The organism is Ensifer sp. ENS08 (assembly GCF_014852195.1).
GTDB classification, from domain to species: domain Bacteria; phylum Pseudomonadota; class Alphaproteobacteria; order Rhizobiales; family Rhizobiaceae; genus Ensifer; species Ensifer adhaerens.
Genome location: NZ_JACVBF010000003.1, coordinates 95,780 through 113,003, shown reverse-complemented (window position 1 = coordinate 113,003; position 17,224 = coordinate 95,780). Strand labels below are relative to the sequence as shown.

Sequence of the window (17,224 nt, the reverse complement as noted above, 5' to 3'; positions counted from 1 at the left end):
GGTCAAGAAAATGAAAAAACTACTGCTCGTTCTCGCAAGCTCCGCGGCAGCGATCGGCTTTGCCACCGGTGCAAGCGCCCAGGAGAAGGCCAAGGTCTGCTTCGTCTACGTCGGTGCCAAGACCGACGGCGGCTGGACCCAGGCGCACGACATCGGCCGCCAGGAGCTGGAAAAGGCGCTCGGCGACAAGATCGAGACGCAGTATCTCGAAAGCGTGCCGGAAGGCCCGGATGCCGAGCGCGCGATCGAGCGTCTCGCACGCTCGGGCTGCGGCCTGATCTTCACGACATCCTTCGGCTTCATGGACGCGACGATCAAGATCGCGCAGAAGTTCCCGGACGTGAAGTTCGAGCATGCGACCGGCTACAAGACCGCGCCGAACGTCGCGACCTACAACAGCCGCTTCTATGAAGGCCGCTACATCCAGGGCGTGATCGCCGCCAAGATGTCGCAAAAGGGCGTCGCCGGCTACATCGCCTCCTTCCCGATCCCGGAAGTTGTGATGGGCATCAACTCCTTCATCATCGGCGCGCGCTCGGTCAACCCGGACTTCAAGATCAAGGTCGTATGGGCAAACACCTGGTTCGACCCCGGCAAGGAAGCCGATGCTGCCAAGGCATTGGTCGACCAGGGCGTCGATATCCTGACGCAGCACACCGACACGACGGCACCGATGCAGGTTGCCGCCGAGCGCGGCATCAAGGCCTTCGGCCAGGCCTCCGACATGATCAAGGCCGGCCCGGAAACGCAGCTGACGGCGATCGTCGATACCTGGGGCGCCTACTACATCAAGCGCACGCAGGCCTTCCTCGATGGCAAGTGGGAAACGACGTCGAGCTGGGACGGCCTGAAGGACGGCATCTTGACGATGGCGCCCTACACCAACATGCCTGACGACGTGAAGAAGCTCGCTGAGGACGCCGAAGCCAAGATCAAGTCGGGCGAACTGAAGCCCTTCACCGGCCCGCTGAAGAAGCAGGACGGCAGCGAGTGGCTTGCTGCAGGGGCGACGTCTGACGACGGCACGCTGCTTGGCATGAACTTCTACGTCGAAGGCGTCGACGATCAGCTGCCGAAGTAAGCAAGAGCCTACGAAACAGAATGCAAACCCCGCCATTTCGGCGGGGTTTGTCGTTTGGAAAACGCGTAAGGGTTGTTTCATCGTTCGGCGGTGCGCGGTTTACGGTTTTGCGGCCACCCTGGGGCTTTCCGGAATCGACTGTTCAAACTACATTCATTTGCGCAGGTTTAGGGGCCCCGCCCGTGCTCCGCACGAAGGCCTTGTGGCGCGTCGCGCCGTATGAAATCAGGCAGGGGAGTGCCTGGAGGAGATGGATTGAACAGGAGTTTGCTGGAAACCGTCGTGTCCGGCTCGCGCAAGCGCACGAGCCACGCACATGTTGTCGATCAACTCGGCAAGGCAATCATATCCGGCGAATTTCCGGTCGGCTCCATTCTTCCGGGTGATCCGGAACTTGCGGCACGCTTCAAGGTATCCCGAACTGTTCTGCGCGAAGCCATGAAGACGCTGGCCGCCAAGGGGCTGGTCGTGCCGCGTGCCCGCATCGGCACCCGCGTGACGCCGCGCAACGACTGGAACCTGTTCGACAACGACATCCTGACCTGGCACTTCGAATGCGGTGTCGACGAGGACTTCCTCTATCACCTCAGCGAAGTGCGCCTGGCCTTCGAGCCGCATGCGGCAGCACTTGCGGCGCGAAACGCGTCGGAGGCCGAAATCAGCCGCATGATGCGGCTCGCGGTTGCGATGGGCGAGGAGGGCCATAGCGCCGAGAGCCTCGCAAGCGCCGACCTGAAGTTTCACCTGGCTGTCGCCGAGGCCTCCGGCAACCCATTCATGCGCACGGTCGGTGGGCTGATCGAAGCGGCGTTGGTCGGTGTCTTCAAGCTGAGCTCTCCGGTCGCCGAAAAGGGCGGCATAGACGAGGTTGCCCGCAACCACATCCGTATCGTTGAGGAGATCGGCAGGCGTGACGAGGTCGGCGCACGGCTTGCCATGGAAAACGTGATCAAGATCGGGCGCGAGCGCGTTCGCAGCGCGCTGCAAAGTCGCAGTTGAGGCTGCCACCGGTCGAGATTGTTCAACAAAACAGCGCTCGGCCCTTCCAATGTTCAGAAGATTGCAGCGATTTCATTGCTTGTGCTTGCTCGGATCGCGCGCTGGCCTTATTTGGTGAGGGCTCGCTCCTTGTGGAGCGGCTTTCGTCAACGGTGATCTGGAGACCATGTCCGAGTTTTTTGTCATTTTCGTCCTGCTTTTGATCAATGCATTTTTTGCTCTCTCGGAAATGGCAATCGTCTCGGCAAGCAAGCCAATGCTTCGCCAGATGGCAAAACAGGGAAATGCCCGCGCCGAAGTGGCGCTGAGGCTCGCTGAAGATCCCGGCAAGTTTCTTTCCACCGTACAGGTCGGCATCACGCTCGTCGGCACCTTAGCCGGCGCGTATGGTGGCGCGACAATCGCGGCGAAATTTGCGCCGCTGCTCGATGAGGTCGCTTGGATCAATCCTTACGGCAACACGGTTGCCCTCGTACTCGTCGTTACCCTCATCACCTTCCTGTCCGTGGTTATCGGCGAGCTCATTCCGAAGCAGCTGGCGCTGAAAAATTCCGAGGCGCTGGCCATGTTCGTCGCGCGCCCGATGCACTTCTTGTCGCGGATCACCGCGCCGGTCGTCTATCTCTTCGAGACCGCAGCGTCGCTTGCCATGCGTCTCCTCGGCATCCGTCCTGACGATCCTGATCATGTGACGGAAGAGGAAGTCCACGCGATCATGGCCGAAGGCGTCGAAAGCGGCGCCATCGAAAAGTCCGAGCACGAGATGCTCAGGCGAATCATCCGCCTCGGCGACCGCAACGTGAAGTCGATCATGACCCACCGGACCGAGGTGAGCTTCATCGACGTCAACGACAGCCTGGAAACGGTCGGTCGTAAGATCGATCAGTTCGGCCATTCCCGCTATCCGGTGGTCGATGGCCCGAGCGGCGACGTTCTCGGCGCGGTTCTCGCCAAGGAAATCCTGAACGCGCCGACCTCCGGTCCGTTCGACGTGCGTAGATACATCAAGGAAATCCACACCTTGCCGGAGACGGCGTCGTGCCTAAAGGCACTGGAAGCCTTCAAGTCGTCAAGCATCAACATGGCGATGATCGTCGACGAATATGGAAGCACTGAAGGTATTATCACCATCGCCGACATTCTCGAGGCGATCGTCGGCGTGCTGCCGTCGAACTACGACGACATCGAGCATGCGTTGATCCGCCAGCGCGAAGACGGAAGCTATCTTGTCGACGGCCGCACGCCGATCGACGAAATCCACCTGACCATCGGCATCGAGGGAATCGACGCCGACGGCAACTTCGAGACCATCGCCGGCTTCCTGGTGCAGCAGTTGCGCAAGACGCCGGAGGAGGGCGATGTCGCGATTGCCCATGGCTACCGCTTCGAAGTGGTCGACATGGATGCACGCCGCATCGACAAGATCCTGGTCAGCCGCTCGGACGAGACGGGCAACTGATCCATGCGCGGCCGGGGGGCACCCCCGGCCTGACGCGGCAAGAGCGGTGACTGCCCCATGCGGCCGCTTACATCGTCACAAAGTGCTTCGTCACAAAACGTGAGGGTCCGTGTCACGGCGCCGAATTGGTGGCGCTCTATGACGAGGAAACGTGATCATCGCTGAGGTCGCCCGACTACGGATGATCGAGAGGACCCGCCATGAACGGGAAAAAGGTCGGGTTCTGCCCGGTCTTTTGTTTTTGCGCTCCCAGAGGTGGCTCGCGCTTGGTTTGCTCAGCGAAGCCTGAGAATGTCGCAGGTTGTGCCCGCAGGCGCTTCGGTGGCGTGCGGCGGGCGCACGATCAGGCAATCGGACTGCGCGAAAACCTTCATCATCGACGAGTCCTGCCGCGAGAAGGGATGGGCGACCAACGTGCCGTCGCTGTCCCGCGTAAGGCGCGCACGCACATAGTCCTGCCTGACGTCGTTGCCCGGAAGCGGGCTTGCAAGCCGCGCGGTCGTTATGCGGTCGCGCAATGGCAAGCGGGCGAGCTTACGGGTCAGCGGCTCGAGGAAGAGCAGGGCGCAGACGAGGCTGGAGACCGGATTGCCCGGCAGGCCCAGCACCGTGGCCGTTCCGAGCTGGCCCACCATGAGCGGCTTTCCCGGCCGCATGGCGATGCGCCAGAAGTCGAGCGTCATGCCGCAGGCAATGAGCGTCGACTGCACCAGGTCATGGTCACCGACCGAAGCGCCGCCGAGCGTGACGATCACGTCGACATCGGCGTCCTGCGCCCGCCTGACCTCGGCACTGATCGCGTCCCGATCGTCGTAGACGATGCCGAGATCGATGACCTCGGCGCCGTTGTCGCGCGCGATCGCCGCGACGCCGAAGCTGTTGGAGGCGATGATCTGGTCGTCGCCCGGCTTGTTGCCCGGAGCCACCAGCTCGTCGCCCGTGGCGAGGATTGCGATCCGCGGGCGCTTGAAGACCGGCAGGCTCGCATGGTTCATCCCCGCAGCGAGCGTCAAACGTCCGGCGTCGAGCACGTCACCTGCCGAAAGTGCCGCTTCGCCGGCGATAAAATCCTGGCCGGCCGTTCGAATATGCCGACCCTTGCCGGGCACGAAATTGGTGCGGATCCGGTTGCCCGGCAACCGCTCGGTATCCTCCTGGATGATCACCGTATCGGCGCTCAATGGCACCGGCGCACCGGTGAAGATGCGCACGGCTTCGCCCGCTTTCATCTCGCCCTTGAAGCCGTGGCCCGCAGCCGATTGGCCGATCACGGTCAGTTCGGCGCCGACGGTCTCAATGTCCCGGTGGCGCACGGCGTAGCCATCCATCGCCGAATTGTCGAAGGCCGGATGGGTTACGCGCGCCGGAATATCCTGAGACAGCACGCGGCCGGGCCCGTCATGGAGGCCGACGAGCTCTGTCAGTTGCGGTGGCGTGGCGCCGTGTAGGATCCGCTCGAGCGCGTCTTCGACGGACAGCAACGCCATGGCCTCAGTTCCCTTCGCGTCGATAGTCGCCGGATCGCCCGCCGGACTTGCTGACCAGCTGGATGCCGCCGATTTCCATCTCGCGATCGGCCGCCTTCGCCATGTCGTAGATCGTAAGGCAGGCGACGCTCACGGCCGTCAGCGCCTCCATCTCGACGCCGGTGCGTCCCGTCAGCTTGGCAAGCGCCTCGACCCGGAGGCCGGGAAGCGCCGGGTCCGGCGTGATATCGACGGTTACCTTGGTCAGCATCAACGGGTGGCAGAGTGGAATGAGGTTGGCCGTCTGCTTGGCGGCCATGATGCCGGCAAGCCGCGCCGTACCGATGACATCGCCCTTCTTGGCGTCGCCTTCGAGAATGAGTGTCAGCGTTTCGGCCTTCATGCGCACATGGCCTTCGGCGACAGCGATGCGTATCGTCTCGGCCTTGTCGCCGACATCCACCATGTTCGCTTCGCCGCTGCCACCGATATGCGTGAGCGTCGGCTTGCTCATCACTCGGCCGCCAGCGTGGTCGTAGCGCCGGTCAGGAGCGTGCGCGTTGCTGATTCGACGTCGCTCTTGCGCATCAGGCTCTCGCCGACGAGGAAGGTGGTGATGCCGCTCTTTTCCAGCCGCTGGCAATCCGCATGCGTGAAGATGCCGCTTTCGCCGACGAGCAGACGGTCGGCAGGCACCATGCCCGCGAGCTGCTCGGAAACCGCGAGATCGACCTCGAAGGTCCTGAGGTTGCGGTTGTTGATGCCGACGAGCGGCGAGGTGAGCTTCAGTGCCCGTTCCATCTCTTCGGCGTCATGCACCTCGATCAGCACGTCCATGCCAAGCTCGAGGGATGCGTCTTCGAGGCGGCGGGCGTCGTCGTCGCTGAGCGAAGCCATGATGAGAAGGATGCAGTCGGCGCCCCAGGCGCGCGCCTCGAACACCTGGTAGGTGTCGAACATGAAGTCCTTGCGCAGCGCCGGCAGGGCGCAGGCCGCACGCGCCGCTTCGAGAAAGGCAGGCGCACCCTGAAAGCTCGGGGCGTCCGTCAGCACCGACAGACAGGCCGCTCCACCGGCTTCATAGGCCCTGGCGAGCGTCGGCGGATCGAAATCCGGGCGGATCAGTCCCTTCGACGGGCTTGCCTTCTTGATTTCGGCGATCAGTCCGAACGTGCCGGCGGCCCTGCGTGCGGCGAGCGCCGCATGAAAGCCGCGTGGGGTGGACTGGTCCGCGATACGCGCCCTGAGTTCGTCGAGCGAAACGTGCGACTTGGCAGCCGCGATCTCGTCGCGCTTGTAGGCTTCGATCTTGCGCAGGATATCCGTCATGTGCTGATCCTTCCTCAGGCCGCGTTCGATACGCTGATCAGGCGCTGCAGCGCGGTCTTCGCGCCGCCGCTTGAAAGCGACTGGCGCCCAAGCGCCATGCCTTCGGTGAGGTCCTTTGCCCGTCCGGCTATCATCAGCGATGCGGCCGCATTGGCAAGGGAAATGTCCCGGTAGGGGTTCTCGGCACCATCGAGCACTGCCTGGAGCGCGACCGCATTGTACGCGCCGTCGCCGCCCTTGAGCGCATCGATCGTCACCGTCTGAAGGCCGAAATCGGCGGGCGTCAGGGTGAAGGTGGAAATCTTGCCGTCCTTGAGTGCTGCGACCTCGGTCGTGCCGGTCGTCGTGATCTCGTCGAGGCCATCGCCGTGAACGACCCAGACATTGTCCGAGCCGAGATCACGCAGCACTTCGGCCAGCGGCTGCACCCATTGCGGCGCGTAGACGCCGACGAGCTGGCGCTTGACGCCTGCGGGGTTGGAAAGCGGACCGAGCAGGTTGAAGATCGTGCGCGTTCCGAGCTCCACCCGCGTCGGGCCGACATGGCGCATGGCGGAATGGTGCTGCTGGGCGAACATGAAGCCGACACCGGCCTCGCGGATGCATTTCGATATGGCGTCCGGACCGATGTCGAGCTTGACGCCGAGGCATGAGAGCGCGTCGGCCGTGCCTGACTTCGAGCTCAGCGCGCGGTTGCCGTGCTTGGCAACAGGCACGCCGGCGCCGGCGACGATCAGCGAGGCAAGAGTCGAGATGTTGTAGGTGCCGGCGCCGTCGCCACCGGTTCCAACGATATCGACCGCATCCGCTGGCGCATCGACCGGCAGCATGCGGGCGCGCATCGCGCCCACCGCGCCGACGATTTCATCGACGGTTTCGCCGCGCACCCGCAATGCCATCAGGAAGCCGCCGATCTGCGACGGCGTTGCGGCACCCGACATGATGATTTCGAAGGCGGCACGTGCGTCTTCGCGGTTCAGCGCCTCGCGGGCGGCGACCTTGGCGACGAATGGCTTCAGATCACTCATCGATGGTTTCCTTGGGCCTATCGTTGCGCAATGGCGGTTTCAGCGAGCGTCTGGTTGATCGAAACGCCGTAGGCGGCCTGTAGCGTGGCGACCATCTGGTCCAGGATGTCCTCGCCGCTGACACGGGCGAGGGCCTCGATCTGGCGGCTGTCGTCCTGCAGCACGTCTGCCGGGCCGGCGGTGTCAACCGAGGTGACCTGCAGGAGGATCTGCCCTTCGCCGCCGATTCCGGGAGCGTTGGTGACGTGGCCGTTCGCGCCGGAGAAGGCGGCAGCGACAGCTGCCGGGCTAAGGGCGGCATCTGCGGTCGCTCGCGTCAGTCCGGCCTTGGTTTCGACGACGAGGCCGAGTTCGGTCGCGACATCGGCGAGCTTTGCGCCCTGCTCGACGCGCTGCTTCAGTTCGCCGGCCTTCGTGGCAAGTGCTGCGCGCTGCTGCTCAGCCATCCAGTCGGCGCCGATTTCGTCGCGGGCTTCGTCCAGCGTGCGATCGCGCGCCGGGATGACTTCATCGAGGTCGAACCAGACATAGCCTTCGCGGCCGACATTCACCGGCAGGGTTTCAGCACCGACGTCGGCCTTGAAGACTTCCTGGAGAAGGGCTGCCTGTTCCGGCAGGCCGGCGACGTCATCGCCGTTCTTGTCCTTGCCGGTCGCGTCCACCGCATCGACGGTTACGAGCTTCAGCTTGAGCTGGTCGGCGACTTCCTTGATCGGCGCGCCGGAAGCGCGCTCGTCTTCGATCTTGTCGTGCAGGCGCATGACTTCTTCGCCCGCTGTGGAAAGGGCGATGTCCTTGCGCAGTTCTTCCTTCACTTCGTCGAGGCTGCGGACGGTTTCCGGGCGGATGTTCGTCACGCGCAGGATGACCGGCCCGAAGGCACCGTCGACAACCGGCGTCACGCCGTCGGCCTGAAGTGCGAATGCTGCTTCGCCGATCTTGGCGTCGGGAACGCGATCCCTCGTGAACTCGCCGAGAAGTACGTCGGCGGAGGACTTGCCTTCGGCCTTTACGATATCGTCGAAGCTGGTGCCGGCAGCAAGCTTTGCCGACGCAGCGTCAGCCGCTTCACGCGACGTGAAGGAGAGCTGTTCGATTGTCCGCGCGGCAGCGCTACGGAAGCTTTCCTTGCGGCGTTCGTATTCGGCGCGGATCTCGTCGTCGGTGACAACGGTCGGGTCGGCAACGTCAGTCGGCTCGAGCTTCACATAGGTGATCTTGCGATATTCCGGCGCACGGTAGTTCGCCTTGCGGCTGTCGTACCAGGGAGAAAGCACGTCGTCGCCCGGCACCTTGACCGGATCGATATTGGCGTTCGAGAGCAGCAGGTAATCGATCGTGCGCTTCTCGTGCCGGTAGGCGCCGATCGCGTCGGTGAGAACCTTCGGAGCGACATAGCCATCAGACAGCGCGTCGACGATCTGCGAGCGGATCGCCGTCTGGCTCTGGCTGTTGATGTAATCCTGTTCGCGCAGGCCCGCATTGCGCAGCACGCTCGAGAACGTCTGTCGGTCGAACTGGCCGTTGACGCTGTGGAATGCCGGATCGTCGGCGATCAGTTTTGCGAGCCGATCCTGCGACAGGCCGAGATTCATGTCGTTGGCGAGCTGGTCGAGAGCCGCGCCGGCGACGATCTGTGAGTAGACCCGCTGCTCGATGCCGAAGGCGCGCGCCTGCTGCGGCGTCAGCCGCGTGCCGAGCTGGCGGGAAGCCTGTGCCAGCATCGTCTCGTAGGCGAGCCGGAATTCCGGTGGCTTGACCTTGACGTCACCGACGACCACCACCGCATCCGACTGGTTCGTCATCGTCAACGATGAGCCGCCCCACACCATGAACGACAGAACGAGAACGATTAGCAGGCCTTTGACGACCCAGGTCTGGGCGGCGCTTCTCAGAAATTCGAGCATGGGGGCAGAAACCTCGTTGCAATGCGGTGGCCATCGGCCAAACGAATTCGTTCCTTAAAACAAACGAAACAGGAAATGAAGGGTTGTTTGCCGCAAATTGCGCCCATGCAACGGGATCGGCCGCCTTGAGCAACCGTCTGGTTTTCAATGGCTGCCGCGACAGCTGCGCGAGCTGCCTGGATGAGGCGGGCGGCGTCCGTCGATCGGACCGGCGCGGGTGATCAACTCGATGTCGGATTCGTTAGCCGGCAACCGAAAATTATCTGTCACATTGGCTCGAACATGCCGCGGTTCTGTGGTTCTGTTGCAGGGGCGGAGCGATTCTTTGGAGCTTCCGCGGGAAAGATTCCATGCAGTCGACAATCGTGATGGTAAACCTGTTTGGAGCAGTGGCACTGCTTCTCTTCGGCCTGTCCCTCGTCAAGGACGGGGTGACCCGTGCCTTCGGGGCTCGGCTGCGCGCCGGCCTTGCCCAGGGAACCGACGGCTCTCTCCGCTCCTTCGTGACCGGACTTGTCGCGACGCTTGCGCTGCAAAGTTCCACGGCCACCGCATTGATGACCGCATCCTTCGTGGAAAAGGGGCTCATCCGCTCGCGCATGGCGCAGATCGTGCTGCTTGGCGCCAATCTCGGCACGGCGATGACGGCCTGGATCGTGGCGACCGGAATAGAATGGCTGTCGCCGCTCGTCATTCTCATCGGCGTGGTCTTGCACCGCGCCAGCCGGTCGAACGCGCGCCAGGGTCTGGGTGCTGCCTTCGTTGGCATCGGCCTCATGCTCCTGTCGCTGCATCTTTTGGGCGCGGCGACGGAGCCGATGCGTGACAGTCCGGCCCTTGGGGCCTTCCTCTCGATGCTCGACAGCGCCTGGCCCGTAGCGCTTCTCATTGCCGCGGGACTTGCCTTTGCGTCGTCGTCCAGTCTGGCTGTGGTGATGCTGGTGCTGTCACTCTCGACGACGGGGATCCTCAGCGTCGGGTTGACGGTGGCACTCGTGCTTGGCGCCAATCTCGGTGGCGCCGTTCCGCCTGTCATGGCAACGCTCGGTTCCGCCCCGTCGGCGCGCCGCGTCACCATAGGCAACCTTGTCGTTCGCGCCATTGGCTGCCTGATCGCGCTTCCGCTGACAGGCATGAGCGTGGAGTTTCTGCAGAGCCTCCCGCTGCCGCGCCAGAACCTGCCCGTCGACATTCATCTGGCCTTCAACCTCGCGGTCGCCATTCTTGCCTGGCCCTTTGCCGGTTTGCTGTCGCAACTGATGGCCCGGTTCATTCCGGATGGAGAGGCCGAGGAGACCGGCCCGCGTTATCTCGATGAGACGACGCTGAATACGCCGGTCATGGCGCTTTCGGGAGCCACCCGCGAGGTCTTGCGCGTCGGCGATCTGGTCGAGGCGATGCTGATGCGTGCCGCGAACGCCTTCAACAACAACGACCTCTCGGATATTCGCGATATCGGCAAGTTCGAAAAACAGGTCGATCAGCTGCAGCAGGAGGTCAAGATCTTCCTGTCGCGCTTGGGCCGCGATGGCCTGAGCGCCGAAGACGGCCGCCGCTCGATCGTCATCATCGACTACGCCATCAATCTCGAGCATATGGGCGACATCATCGAGAAGGGGCTGTGCGAGCAGATCACCAAGAAGGTCAGCAACGGCCTGAAGTTCTCGGAGGAGGGCTATCAGGAACTGAAGAGCCTCTTCAACCTGACGATCGACAATCTGCGAGTCGCCCAGACCATCTTCGTCACCCGCAATGCCGATCTCGCCAAGCAGCTCATCGAGGTGAAGGTCAACGTGCGTCACATGGAGAAACGTTCGGCGGAGCGCCATATCGAGCGGCTTCGCGACGGGCTGGTCCAGAGCCTGCAGACGAGCTCGCTGCATCTCGACATGCTCCGGGATCTGAAGCGCGTCAACGCGCATATCGCTTCCGTCGCCTATCCCATCCTTGAGGAAAATGGCCTGTTGAGCGAGAGCCGCTTGCGGCCGGGCGCCTAGCCGTCGCGTCAATCAGCCGCCGGTGTTGGCAGCGGGCTTCAGGCTGTTTCGGATAAAGGCGTCGTAGCAGCTTGTCAGCGTGATCCGGCTGTGAGCCGCTTTGAGGTTCGGCAGATAAAGCGACAGCAGCGTCTGGTTGACGTTGGTCACCGGGCAGGTCGGCACCAGTGCGACGTCGACCGCATCGAGGGCGGCGCGAACATTTTCATCCGGCGGCGGAATGGCACGGAAGGGATCTGCTCCGATCGCGACATGCAGCGGGGCACTGCGGTCCATCAGCCACGGAAAGGGGTTGGTGAAGTCGACGTTGAAGATCGTCCGGAAGCGTACGCCATTCGAAGCCTCGTAGGCCCTCAACGCGTCGATCGCTTCGTCGACATTCATCAGCCATCCCGTCTGAAAATCGAAGTCGCTGTAGAGCAGGAACGACGGCAACTCGCCGGCCATGGCGAAGGCGTCGAATGCGGGACGCTCGGTCGCGTAGAGGATGCGCAGACGCTCGGCGCGCAGTGCCAGGATGGGCCGTACATTGACGGCGCCCATCGTTTTGAGGTTGCGGCTTTCCAACGGCACGTTGTTGACAGCCCCGATCCACGCGCGGGCGCTTTTTTGCACGACGGCTGTGGCCGGTGGCAGGGCTGCCGTGAGGGCGAGTACAGCGACGGCGATTGCGACGGGGCGTGTTTTGGCGGCTGCGACTTCCTCGATCGCGAGCTTGAGGAGCAGCGGCAGCAGGAAGATGAACGCCTGGCTGCCGGTATTCTGGCTTTCAAAGACGATACCAGCAACAACGAAGGCCGCCAGCCAGATAAACGGCTGGTCGAACGTTCGGCAGAGAGCCGCCATTGACGGGCCTTTTCCAAGCTGACGCAGCGACTGGGCGAAGGGCGCAAGCTGCGTGCCGAGGAGCACCAGGCACAGCAATCCCGCCGGGATCAACAGACCGGCATTGAGGGAGGCGGCCTGCAGCAGCCGCGGCAGCAAGCTGCCGTCATTGACGGAAAGCAGCGCCAGGATATCGGCAAGATAGGCAGAGACGCCGCCGAGGGCGAGTTCGACGCTCGCGAGGATGGCGATGACCACGAGCCCTGCCACGATAGCCGACCGGAACGGCAGGCGTCCCGCAGCAAAGGCCATGAGGCACATGAGCGTGCCGGTAACCGCGCCGGTGATCTTGACGAAGAACAGTGCCGCCATGGCGCCGGCGACCGTCGCGACGAGCAGCCGACGATCGCGTACGTGGACAAGTGCGGCTGCGAGTACATAGAGAAGCTGGCAGACCTGGCGGTTGTAGATGCCGAAACCGTCGGACCCGGGGTAGGGGTAGAAGTCGCCGGTGTTGAACGGCAGCACCGAAAACACCAGGAACGGCAGCAGGATCGCATAGGCGACTGCCGTCGAACGCTTCTGGACATCGGTGACCACCAGCGCGATCAGCGGCCCACTGACGAGAAGCAGGCACCAGCTCGCCAGGAGCAGCGGCTGGCCGTTCGGAAAGATGCCCTGCAGGGCGGCGAAGAGATAGTAGCCGAGGGCGCCGACGGGGGTGAAGAAATCGACCGACGGGATCTGGCCGTCGCGGATCCGATTGGCGGCATCGAGATAGAGATAGTGGTCCCAGAACATCGGACCGATCGGCTGCGGGATCGTGAAGCTGAGCAGAACCGCGAGCACACCGAGCACAAGGGCAAGCAACAGAAGCGGAGACCGCGCGAGAGGAATGACCGCGCCGGTAGACTTTGCCGGTGTGTCGATGTCAGTGCGGCTGTGCATTGCGGCTTGATCCCCCGAAGGAGCGATGCACCCGCACGGTTTTGCTGACACAGGCTCCGCGCCTTCTTATGCCATCATCCGGTTTTAAGCCGGTTAATGCGACGTGATTGTGAGAATTATGCTTCTCGCAATATGTTGCTGCTAGCACCGCGCCGAATCGAAAGGCGATTTTGTACTTGAGCCGATTCCGATCTAAGGAATTGTGCAGTGGGCGTGAGCCTGGAAGAGACCAAGGAGAGATATATGGAACGGACGTGCCTGGCCATCGTTTTGGCTGCGGGTGAAAGCACGCGGATGAAATCGTCCATGTCGAAGGTGCTGCATCCGGTGGCGGGCCGGCCGATGATCGCCCACGTCGTCGAGGCGCTCTCAAACGCTTCCATCTCGGATATCGCTCTCGTCGTCGGCCGCGACGCCGACGCGGTCTCGGCTGCCGCCGACATCGGCGGCGTGTCGGTTTCGTCCTATCTGCAGAAGGAACGGCTCGGCACCGGCCATGCGGTGCTTGCTGCCCGCGACGCCATCGCAAAGGGTTTCGACGACATTCTCGTCGTTTTTGGCGATACGCCGCTGATTCAGCCTGAACCACTTCGGGCCGCTCGCGAGGGACTTGCGGCCGGCAACGATGTGGTGGTGATCGGCTTCGAGGCGGCAGACCCGTCGGGCTACGGCCGCCTGATCGTCAAGGACGGCGCGCTGGTCGCCATTCGCGAGCACAAGGACGCAACGGAAGAAGAGCGCCGCATCACCTATTGCAACGGCGGCCTGATGGCGATCGACGGTCGCAAGGCGCTCGATCTTCTCGGTCGCATCGGCAACGCCAACGTCAAGGGCGAGTACTACCTGACGGACCTCGTGGAGATCGTGCGCGAGATCGGTGGGCAGGCGATTGCCGTCGAGGCCCCCGAAGAAGAACTGACTGGCTGCAACACGCGCGCCGAGCTCGCCTTCATCGAGCGGCTTTGGCAGCAGCGCCGCCGCCACGAGCTGATGCTGTCGGGCGTATCGATGATCGCGCCGGAAACCGTGTTTCTCGCCTGGGATACCGCGCTGGAGCAGGATGTCCTGGTCGAGCCGAATGTCGTCTTCGGCCCGGGCGTGCGCGTCGAAAGCGGCGCGATCATTCATGCCTTCTCGCATGTCGAGGGTGCGACGGTGCGCGCCGGCGCGACGGTCGGTCCGTACGCACGCCTGCGCCCGGGTGCCGATCTCGGCGAAAACTCCAAGGTCGGCAATTTCTGCGAAGTCAAGAAGGCTGAGATTGGCGCCGGCGCCAAGGTCAATCACCTGACCTATATCGGCGATGCCTTCGTCGGCGCAGGCACCAACATCGGCGCGGGCACGATCACTTGCAATTACGACGGTGTGAACAAGCACGAGACGCGGATCGGCGAAAATGCCTTTATCGGCTCGAACTCGTCTCTGGTTGCGCCGGTGACGATCGGTGACGGCGCCCTGGTCGCCTCCGGCAGCGTCATCACCGAGGATGTGCCGGCCGACGCCGTCGCCTTTGGCCGCGCGCGCCAGGAGATCAAGCCCGGCCGGGCGCGGCTGCTGCGCGAGCGGTACGAGGCGGTGAAGGCGGCCAAGAAGGCGGCGAAGGCTGCCGGTTAGGCCCGTGGTGCCCGCGTGTCCGCGGGTTCGCCTCGGATTTGCTCCATGTCGCTTGATTCCGCTAGGATTCGCGGGAACATGCGGCGGCGTTAAACATTGAAATCGAAAGTGAAATCGGGGCGGATTGCCTCGACCGGCAAATGCTTTACCAAGACAGCGCGCCGGGCGGCATTTCCGCCCTCGTTGAACAGGGGCGCCCATCGCGGCGCGGGGACGAATTCGGAGACGACTATGTGCGGTATTGTAGGCATCGTTGGCAACCAGCCGGTATCGGAACGACTGGTCGATGCGCTGAAGCGCTTGGAATACCGCGGTTATGATTCCGCCGGTGTCGCCACCGTCATTGGCGGCAAGCTGGAGCGCCGGCGCGCCGAGGGCAAGCTCGTCAATCTGGAGATCAGGCTGCGCGAAGAGCCGCTCGCCGGCACGATCGGCATTGCCCACACGCGCTGGGCAACCCATGGCGCGCCGACCGAACGCAACGCCCACCCGCATTTCACCGACGGGGTCGCCGTCGTCCACAACGGCATCATTGAGAACTTCGCCGAGCTGAAGGACGAACTGATCGCCAGTGGCGCAAAGTTCGAGACGGACACCGACACCGAGGTCGTGGCCCATCTGCTCTCCAAGTTCCGCCGCGAGGGCCTCGGCCGGCGCGAAGCCATGCACGCGATGCTGAAGCGCGTCACCGGTGCCTATGCACTGGCGGTGCTCTTCCAGGACGATCCTTCGACGATCATGGCGGCGCGTAACGGCCCGCCGCTTGCGATCGGTCACGGCCGCGGCGAAATGTTCCTCGGCTCCGACGCGATCGCGCTTGCGCCCTTCACCAACGAGATCACCTATCTGATCGACGGCGACTGGGCGGTGATCGGGGTGAACGGCGTGCATATATTCGATCTCGACGGTAACGTCGTCGACCGGCCGAAGCAGCTCTCGACGGCTGCCGCCTACATGATCGACAAGGGCAACCACCGGCACTTCATGGAGAAGGAGATCTATGAGCAGCCGGAGGTGATCGCGCACGCGCTCAGCCACTACATCGATTTTGCCGGCAACCGCATCAAGGCGCTCTCAGGCACGATCGATTTCGCCAAGGTTCCGAGCCTTGCGATTTCCGCCTGCGGCACCGCCTATCTCGCTGGCCTCGTCGGCAAGTACTGGTTTGAGCGTTACGCCCGCCTGCCGGTGGAAATCGATGTCGCGTCCGAGTTCCGCTACCGCGAGATCCCGCTGCCTTCCGAGGCGGCCGCGTTGTTCATCTCTCAATCCGGCGAAACCGCTGATACGCTGGCCTCGCTGCGCTACTGCAAGGATCTCGGCCTGAAGATCGGCGCCGTCGTCAACACGCGCGAATCGACCATCGCGCGTGAATCCGATGCGGTCTTTCCGATCCTTGCCGGCCCGGAAATCGGTGTCGCCTCGACCAAGGCCTTCACCTGCCAGCTCGCAGTGCTGGCGTCGCTCGCGATCGGCGCCGGTCGCGCCCGCGGCACGGTGAGTGCTGAGGAAGAGCAGGTCTTGGTTCGCTATCTCGCGGAAATGCCGCGCATCATGGGGCAGGTGCTGAACGCCGTTCAGCCGAAGATCGAGCTTCTTTCGCGCGAGCTGTCGAAGTGCCGCGACGTTCTCTACCTCGGCCGCGGCACCAGCTTCCCGCTGGCGATGGAGGGGGCGCTCAAGCTCAAGGAGATCTCCTATATCCATGCGGAAGGTTATGCCGCCGGCGAACTGAAGCATGGACCGATCGCGCTGATTGACGAGAACATGCCGGTTATCGTCATCGCGCCGCACGACCGCTTCTACGAGAAGACCGTTTCCAACATGCAGGAAGTCGCGGCCCGCGGCGGCCGGATCATTCTCATCACCGACGAGAAGGGCGCCGCCGCCTCGAAGCTCGAGACCATGGCGACGATCGTGTTGCCTGATGTCGATGAGGTCATCGCGCCGATGATCTTCTCGCTGCCGATCCAGCTCCTTGCCTATCACACGGCGGTGTTCATGGGCACCGACGTCGACCAGCCCCGCAACCTCGCCAAATCGGTGACCGTCGAATGATCTATGTCCGGCACGAGCGCCCCGGCGACGAAGCGGCGATACATGCCGTGACCGCGGCCGCCTTCGAAGGGCATCCGCACAGCGACCAGAGCGAACCCTTCATCATCGAGCGACTGCGTGAGTCCGGTGCGCTGAGTGTGTCGCTGGTCGCCGAGATGAACGAGGAAATCGTCGGGCACATCGCCTTTTCGCCCGTCACTCTGACGCCGGAAGAGCCCGGCTGGTTCGGGCTTGGGCCGGTCTCGGTCAAGCCGGACGTTCAGGCCCAGGGCATCGGCCGGCAGCTGATCCTCGAGGGGCTCGAATGGCTGCGGGCGGAAGGGGCCGCCGGCTGCGTTGTCGTCGGTGATCCGGCCTTGTATCAAAAGTTCGGTTTCCGTAACGAATCGGCTCTTGTATTCCCCGGTTGTGCGCCGCAATATTTCATGGCGCTGGCTCTCTCCGGCGCGATGGCGGCCGGTACGGTCGCCTATCATCCGGCCTTCGGCGTCGAGTGAGGTTGAGACGGAAGAA

13 protein-coding genes are annotated in these 17,224 nt (G+C 63.3%); 7 read left to right on the top strand and 6 right to left on the bottom strand.

What is annotated here, in order from left to right:
- Nucleotides 1-10: 10 nt before the first annotated feature.
- The 3 genes from IB272_RS10490 (at nt 11) to IB272_RS10480 (ending at nt 3,539) form a co-directional block, all read left to right on the top strand.
- On the top strand, nt 11-1,081 hold the full coding sequence (locus IB272_RS10490) for a BMP family ABC transporter substrate-binding protein (RefSeq protein WP_034791380.1): 1,071 nt from the start codon (nt 11-13) through the stop codon (nt 1,079-1,081).
- Between the two features lie 219 nt (nt 1,082-1,300).
- Entirely contained in the window at nt 1,301-2,080 is a 780-nt protein-coding gene (locus IB272_RS10485) for a FadR/GntR family transcriptional regulator (RefSeq protein ID WP_051659212.1), read from the top strand.
- A gap of 166 nt (nt 2,081-2,246) precedes the next feature.
- Nucleotides 2,247-3,539 carry a hemolysin family protein gene (locus IB272_RS10480; protein WP_034790998.1) on the top strand — a complete coding sequence of 431 codons (1,293 nt, stop codon included), beginning with the start codon at nt 2,247-2,249 and terminating at the stop codon, nt 3,537-3,539.
- A 275-nt stretch (nt 3,540-3,814) separates the two neighbouring features.
- Here the strand turns inward: IB272_RS10480 and glp are convergent, their stop codons facing one another.
- From glp to IB272_RS10455, 5 genes are read right to left on the bottom strand one after another with little or no spacing between them, the layout of a single operon-like run.
- Complete coding sequence (glp, locus tag IB272_RS10475; protein ID WP_060582170.1) at nt 3,815-5,026, bottom strand: gephyrin-like molybdotransferase Glp; 1,212 nt, start codon at nt 5,024-5,026, stop codon at nt 3,815-3,817.
- Nucleotides 5,027-5,030: 4 nt separating this feature from the next.
- Nucleotides 5,031-5,519: a cyclic pyranopterin monophosphate synthase MoaC gene (gene moaC / locus IB272_RS10470; RefSeq protein ID WP_034791001.1), complete on the bottom strand. Its 489-nt coding sequence runs from the start codon at nt 5,517-5,519 to the stop codon at nt 5,031-5,033.
- A complete protein-coding gene (trpC, locus tag IB272_RS10465) occupies nt 5,519-6,334 on the bottom strand; it encodes an indole-3-glycerol phosphate synthase TrpC (RefSeq protein ID WP_192444385.1) in 816 nt (271 codons plus the stop codon). The genes moaC and trpC overlap by 1 nt, the downstream gene beginning before the upstream one ends.
- A 14-nt stretch (nt 6,335-6,348) precedes the next feature.
- The gene (trpD, locus tag IB272_RS10460) at nt 6,349-7,362 is read right to left on the bottom strand and encodes an anthranilate phosphoribosyltransferase (protein WP_060517064.1); all 1,014 of its coding nucleotides are present in this window, start codon (nt 7,360-7,362) and stop codon (nt 6,349-6,351) included.
- A gap of 17 nt (nt 7,363-7,379) precedes the next feature.
- Nucleotides 7,380-9,269 (bottom strand): SurA N-terminal domain-containing protein, encoded by a 1,890-nt coding sequence (locus IB272_RS10455; RefSeq protein ID WP_060582168.1) that lies wholly within the window; start codon nt 9,267-9,269, stop codon nt 7,380-7,382.
- Between the two features lie 350 nt (nt 9,270-9,619).
- Here IB272_RS10455 and IB272_RS10450 point away from each other — a divergent pair, with 350 nt between their 5' ends.
- Nucleotides 9,620-11,266 carry a Na/Pi cotransporter family protein gene (locus tag IB272_RS10450; protein ID WP_034791009.1) on the top strand — a complete coding sequence of 549 codons (1,647 nt, stop codon included), beginning with the start codon at nt 9,620-9,622 and terminating at the stop codon, nt 11,264-11,266.
- A gap of 12 nt (nt 11,267-11,278) precedes the next feature.
- Here the strand turns inward: IB272_RS10450 and IB272_RS10445 are convergent, their stop codons facing one another.
- On the bottom strand, nt 11,279-13,039 hold the full coding sequence (locus IB272_RS10445; protein ID WP_060582167.1) for a hypothetical protein: 1,761 nt from the start codon (nt 13,037-13,039) through the stop codon (nt 11,279-11,281).
- Between the two features lie 243 nt (nt 13,040-13,282).
- On the opposite strand from IB272_RS10445, the gene glmU reads away from it, so the two are divergent.
- From glmU to IB272_RS10430, 3 genes are all read left to right on the top strand, one after another.
- A complete protein-coding gene (gene glmU, locus IB272_RS10440; RefSeq protein WP_060582166.1) occupies nt 13,283-14,653 on the top strand; it encodes a bifunctional UDP-N-acetylglucosamine diphosphorylase/glucosamine-1-phosphate N-acetyltransferase GlmU in 1,371 nt (456 codons plus the stop codon).
- Nucleotides 14,654-14,884: 231 nt separating this feature from the next.
- Entirely contained in the window at nt 14,885-16,711 is a 1,827-nt protein-coding gene (gene glmS / locus IB272_RS10435; RefSeq protein WP_060582165.1) for a glutamine--fructose-6-phosphate transaminase (isomerizing), read from the top strand.
- A complete protein-coding gene (locus IB272_RS10430) occupies nt 16,708-17,208 on the top strand; it encodes an N-acetyltransferase (RefSeq protein WP_089044661.1) in 501 nt (166 codons plus the stop codon). Before glmS ends, IB272_RS10430 begins: the two co-directional genes overlap by 4 nt.
- Nucleotides 17,209-17,224 lie beyond the last annotated feature (16 nt).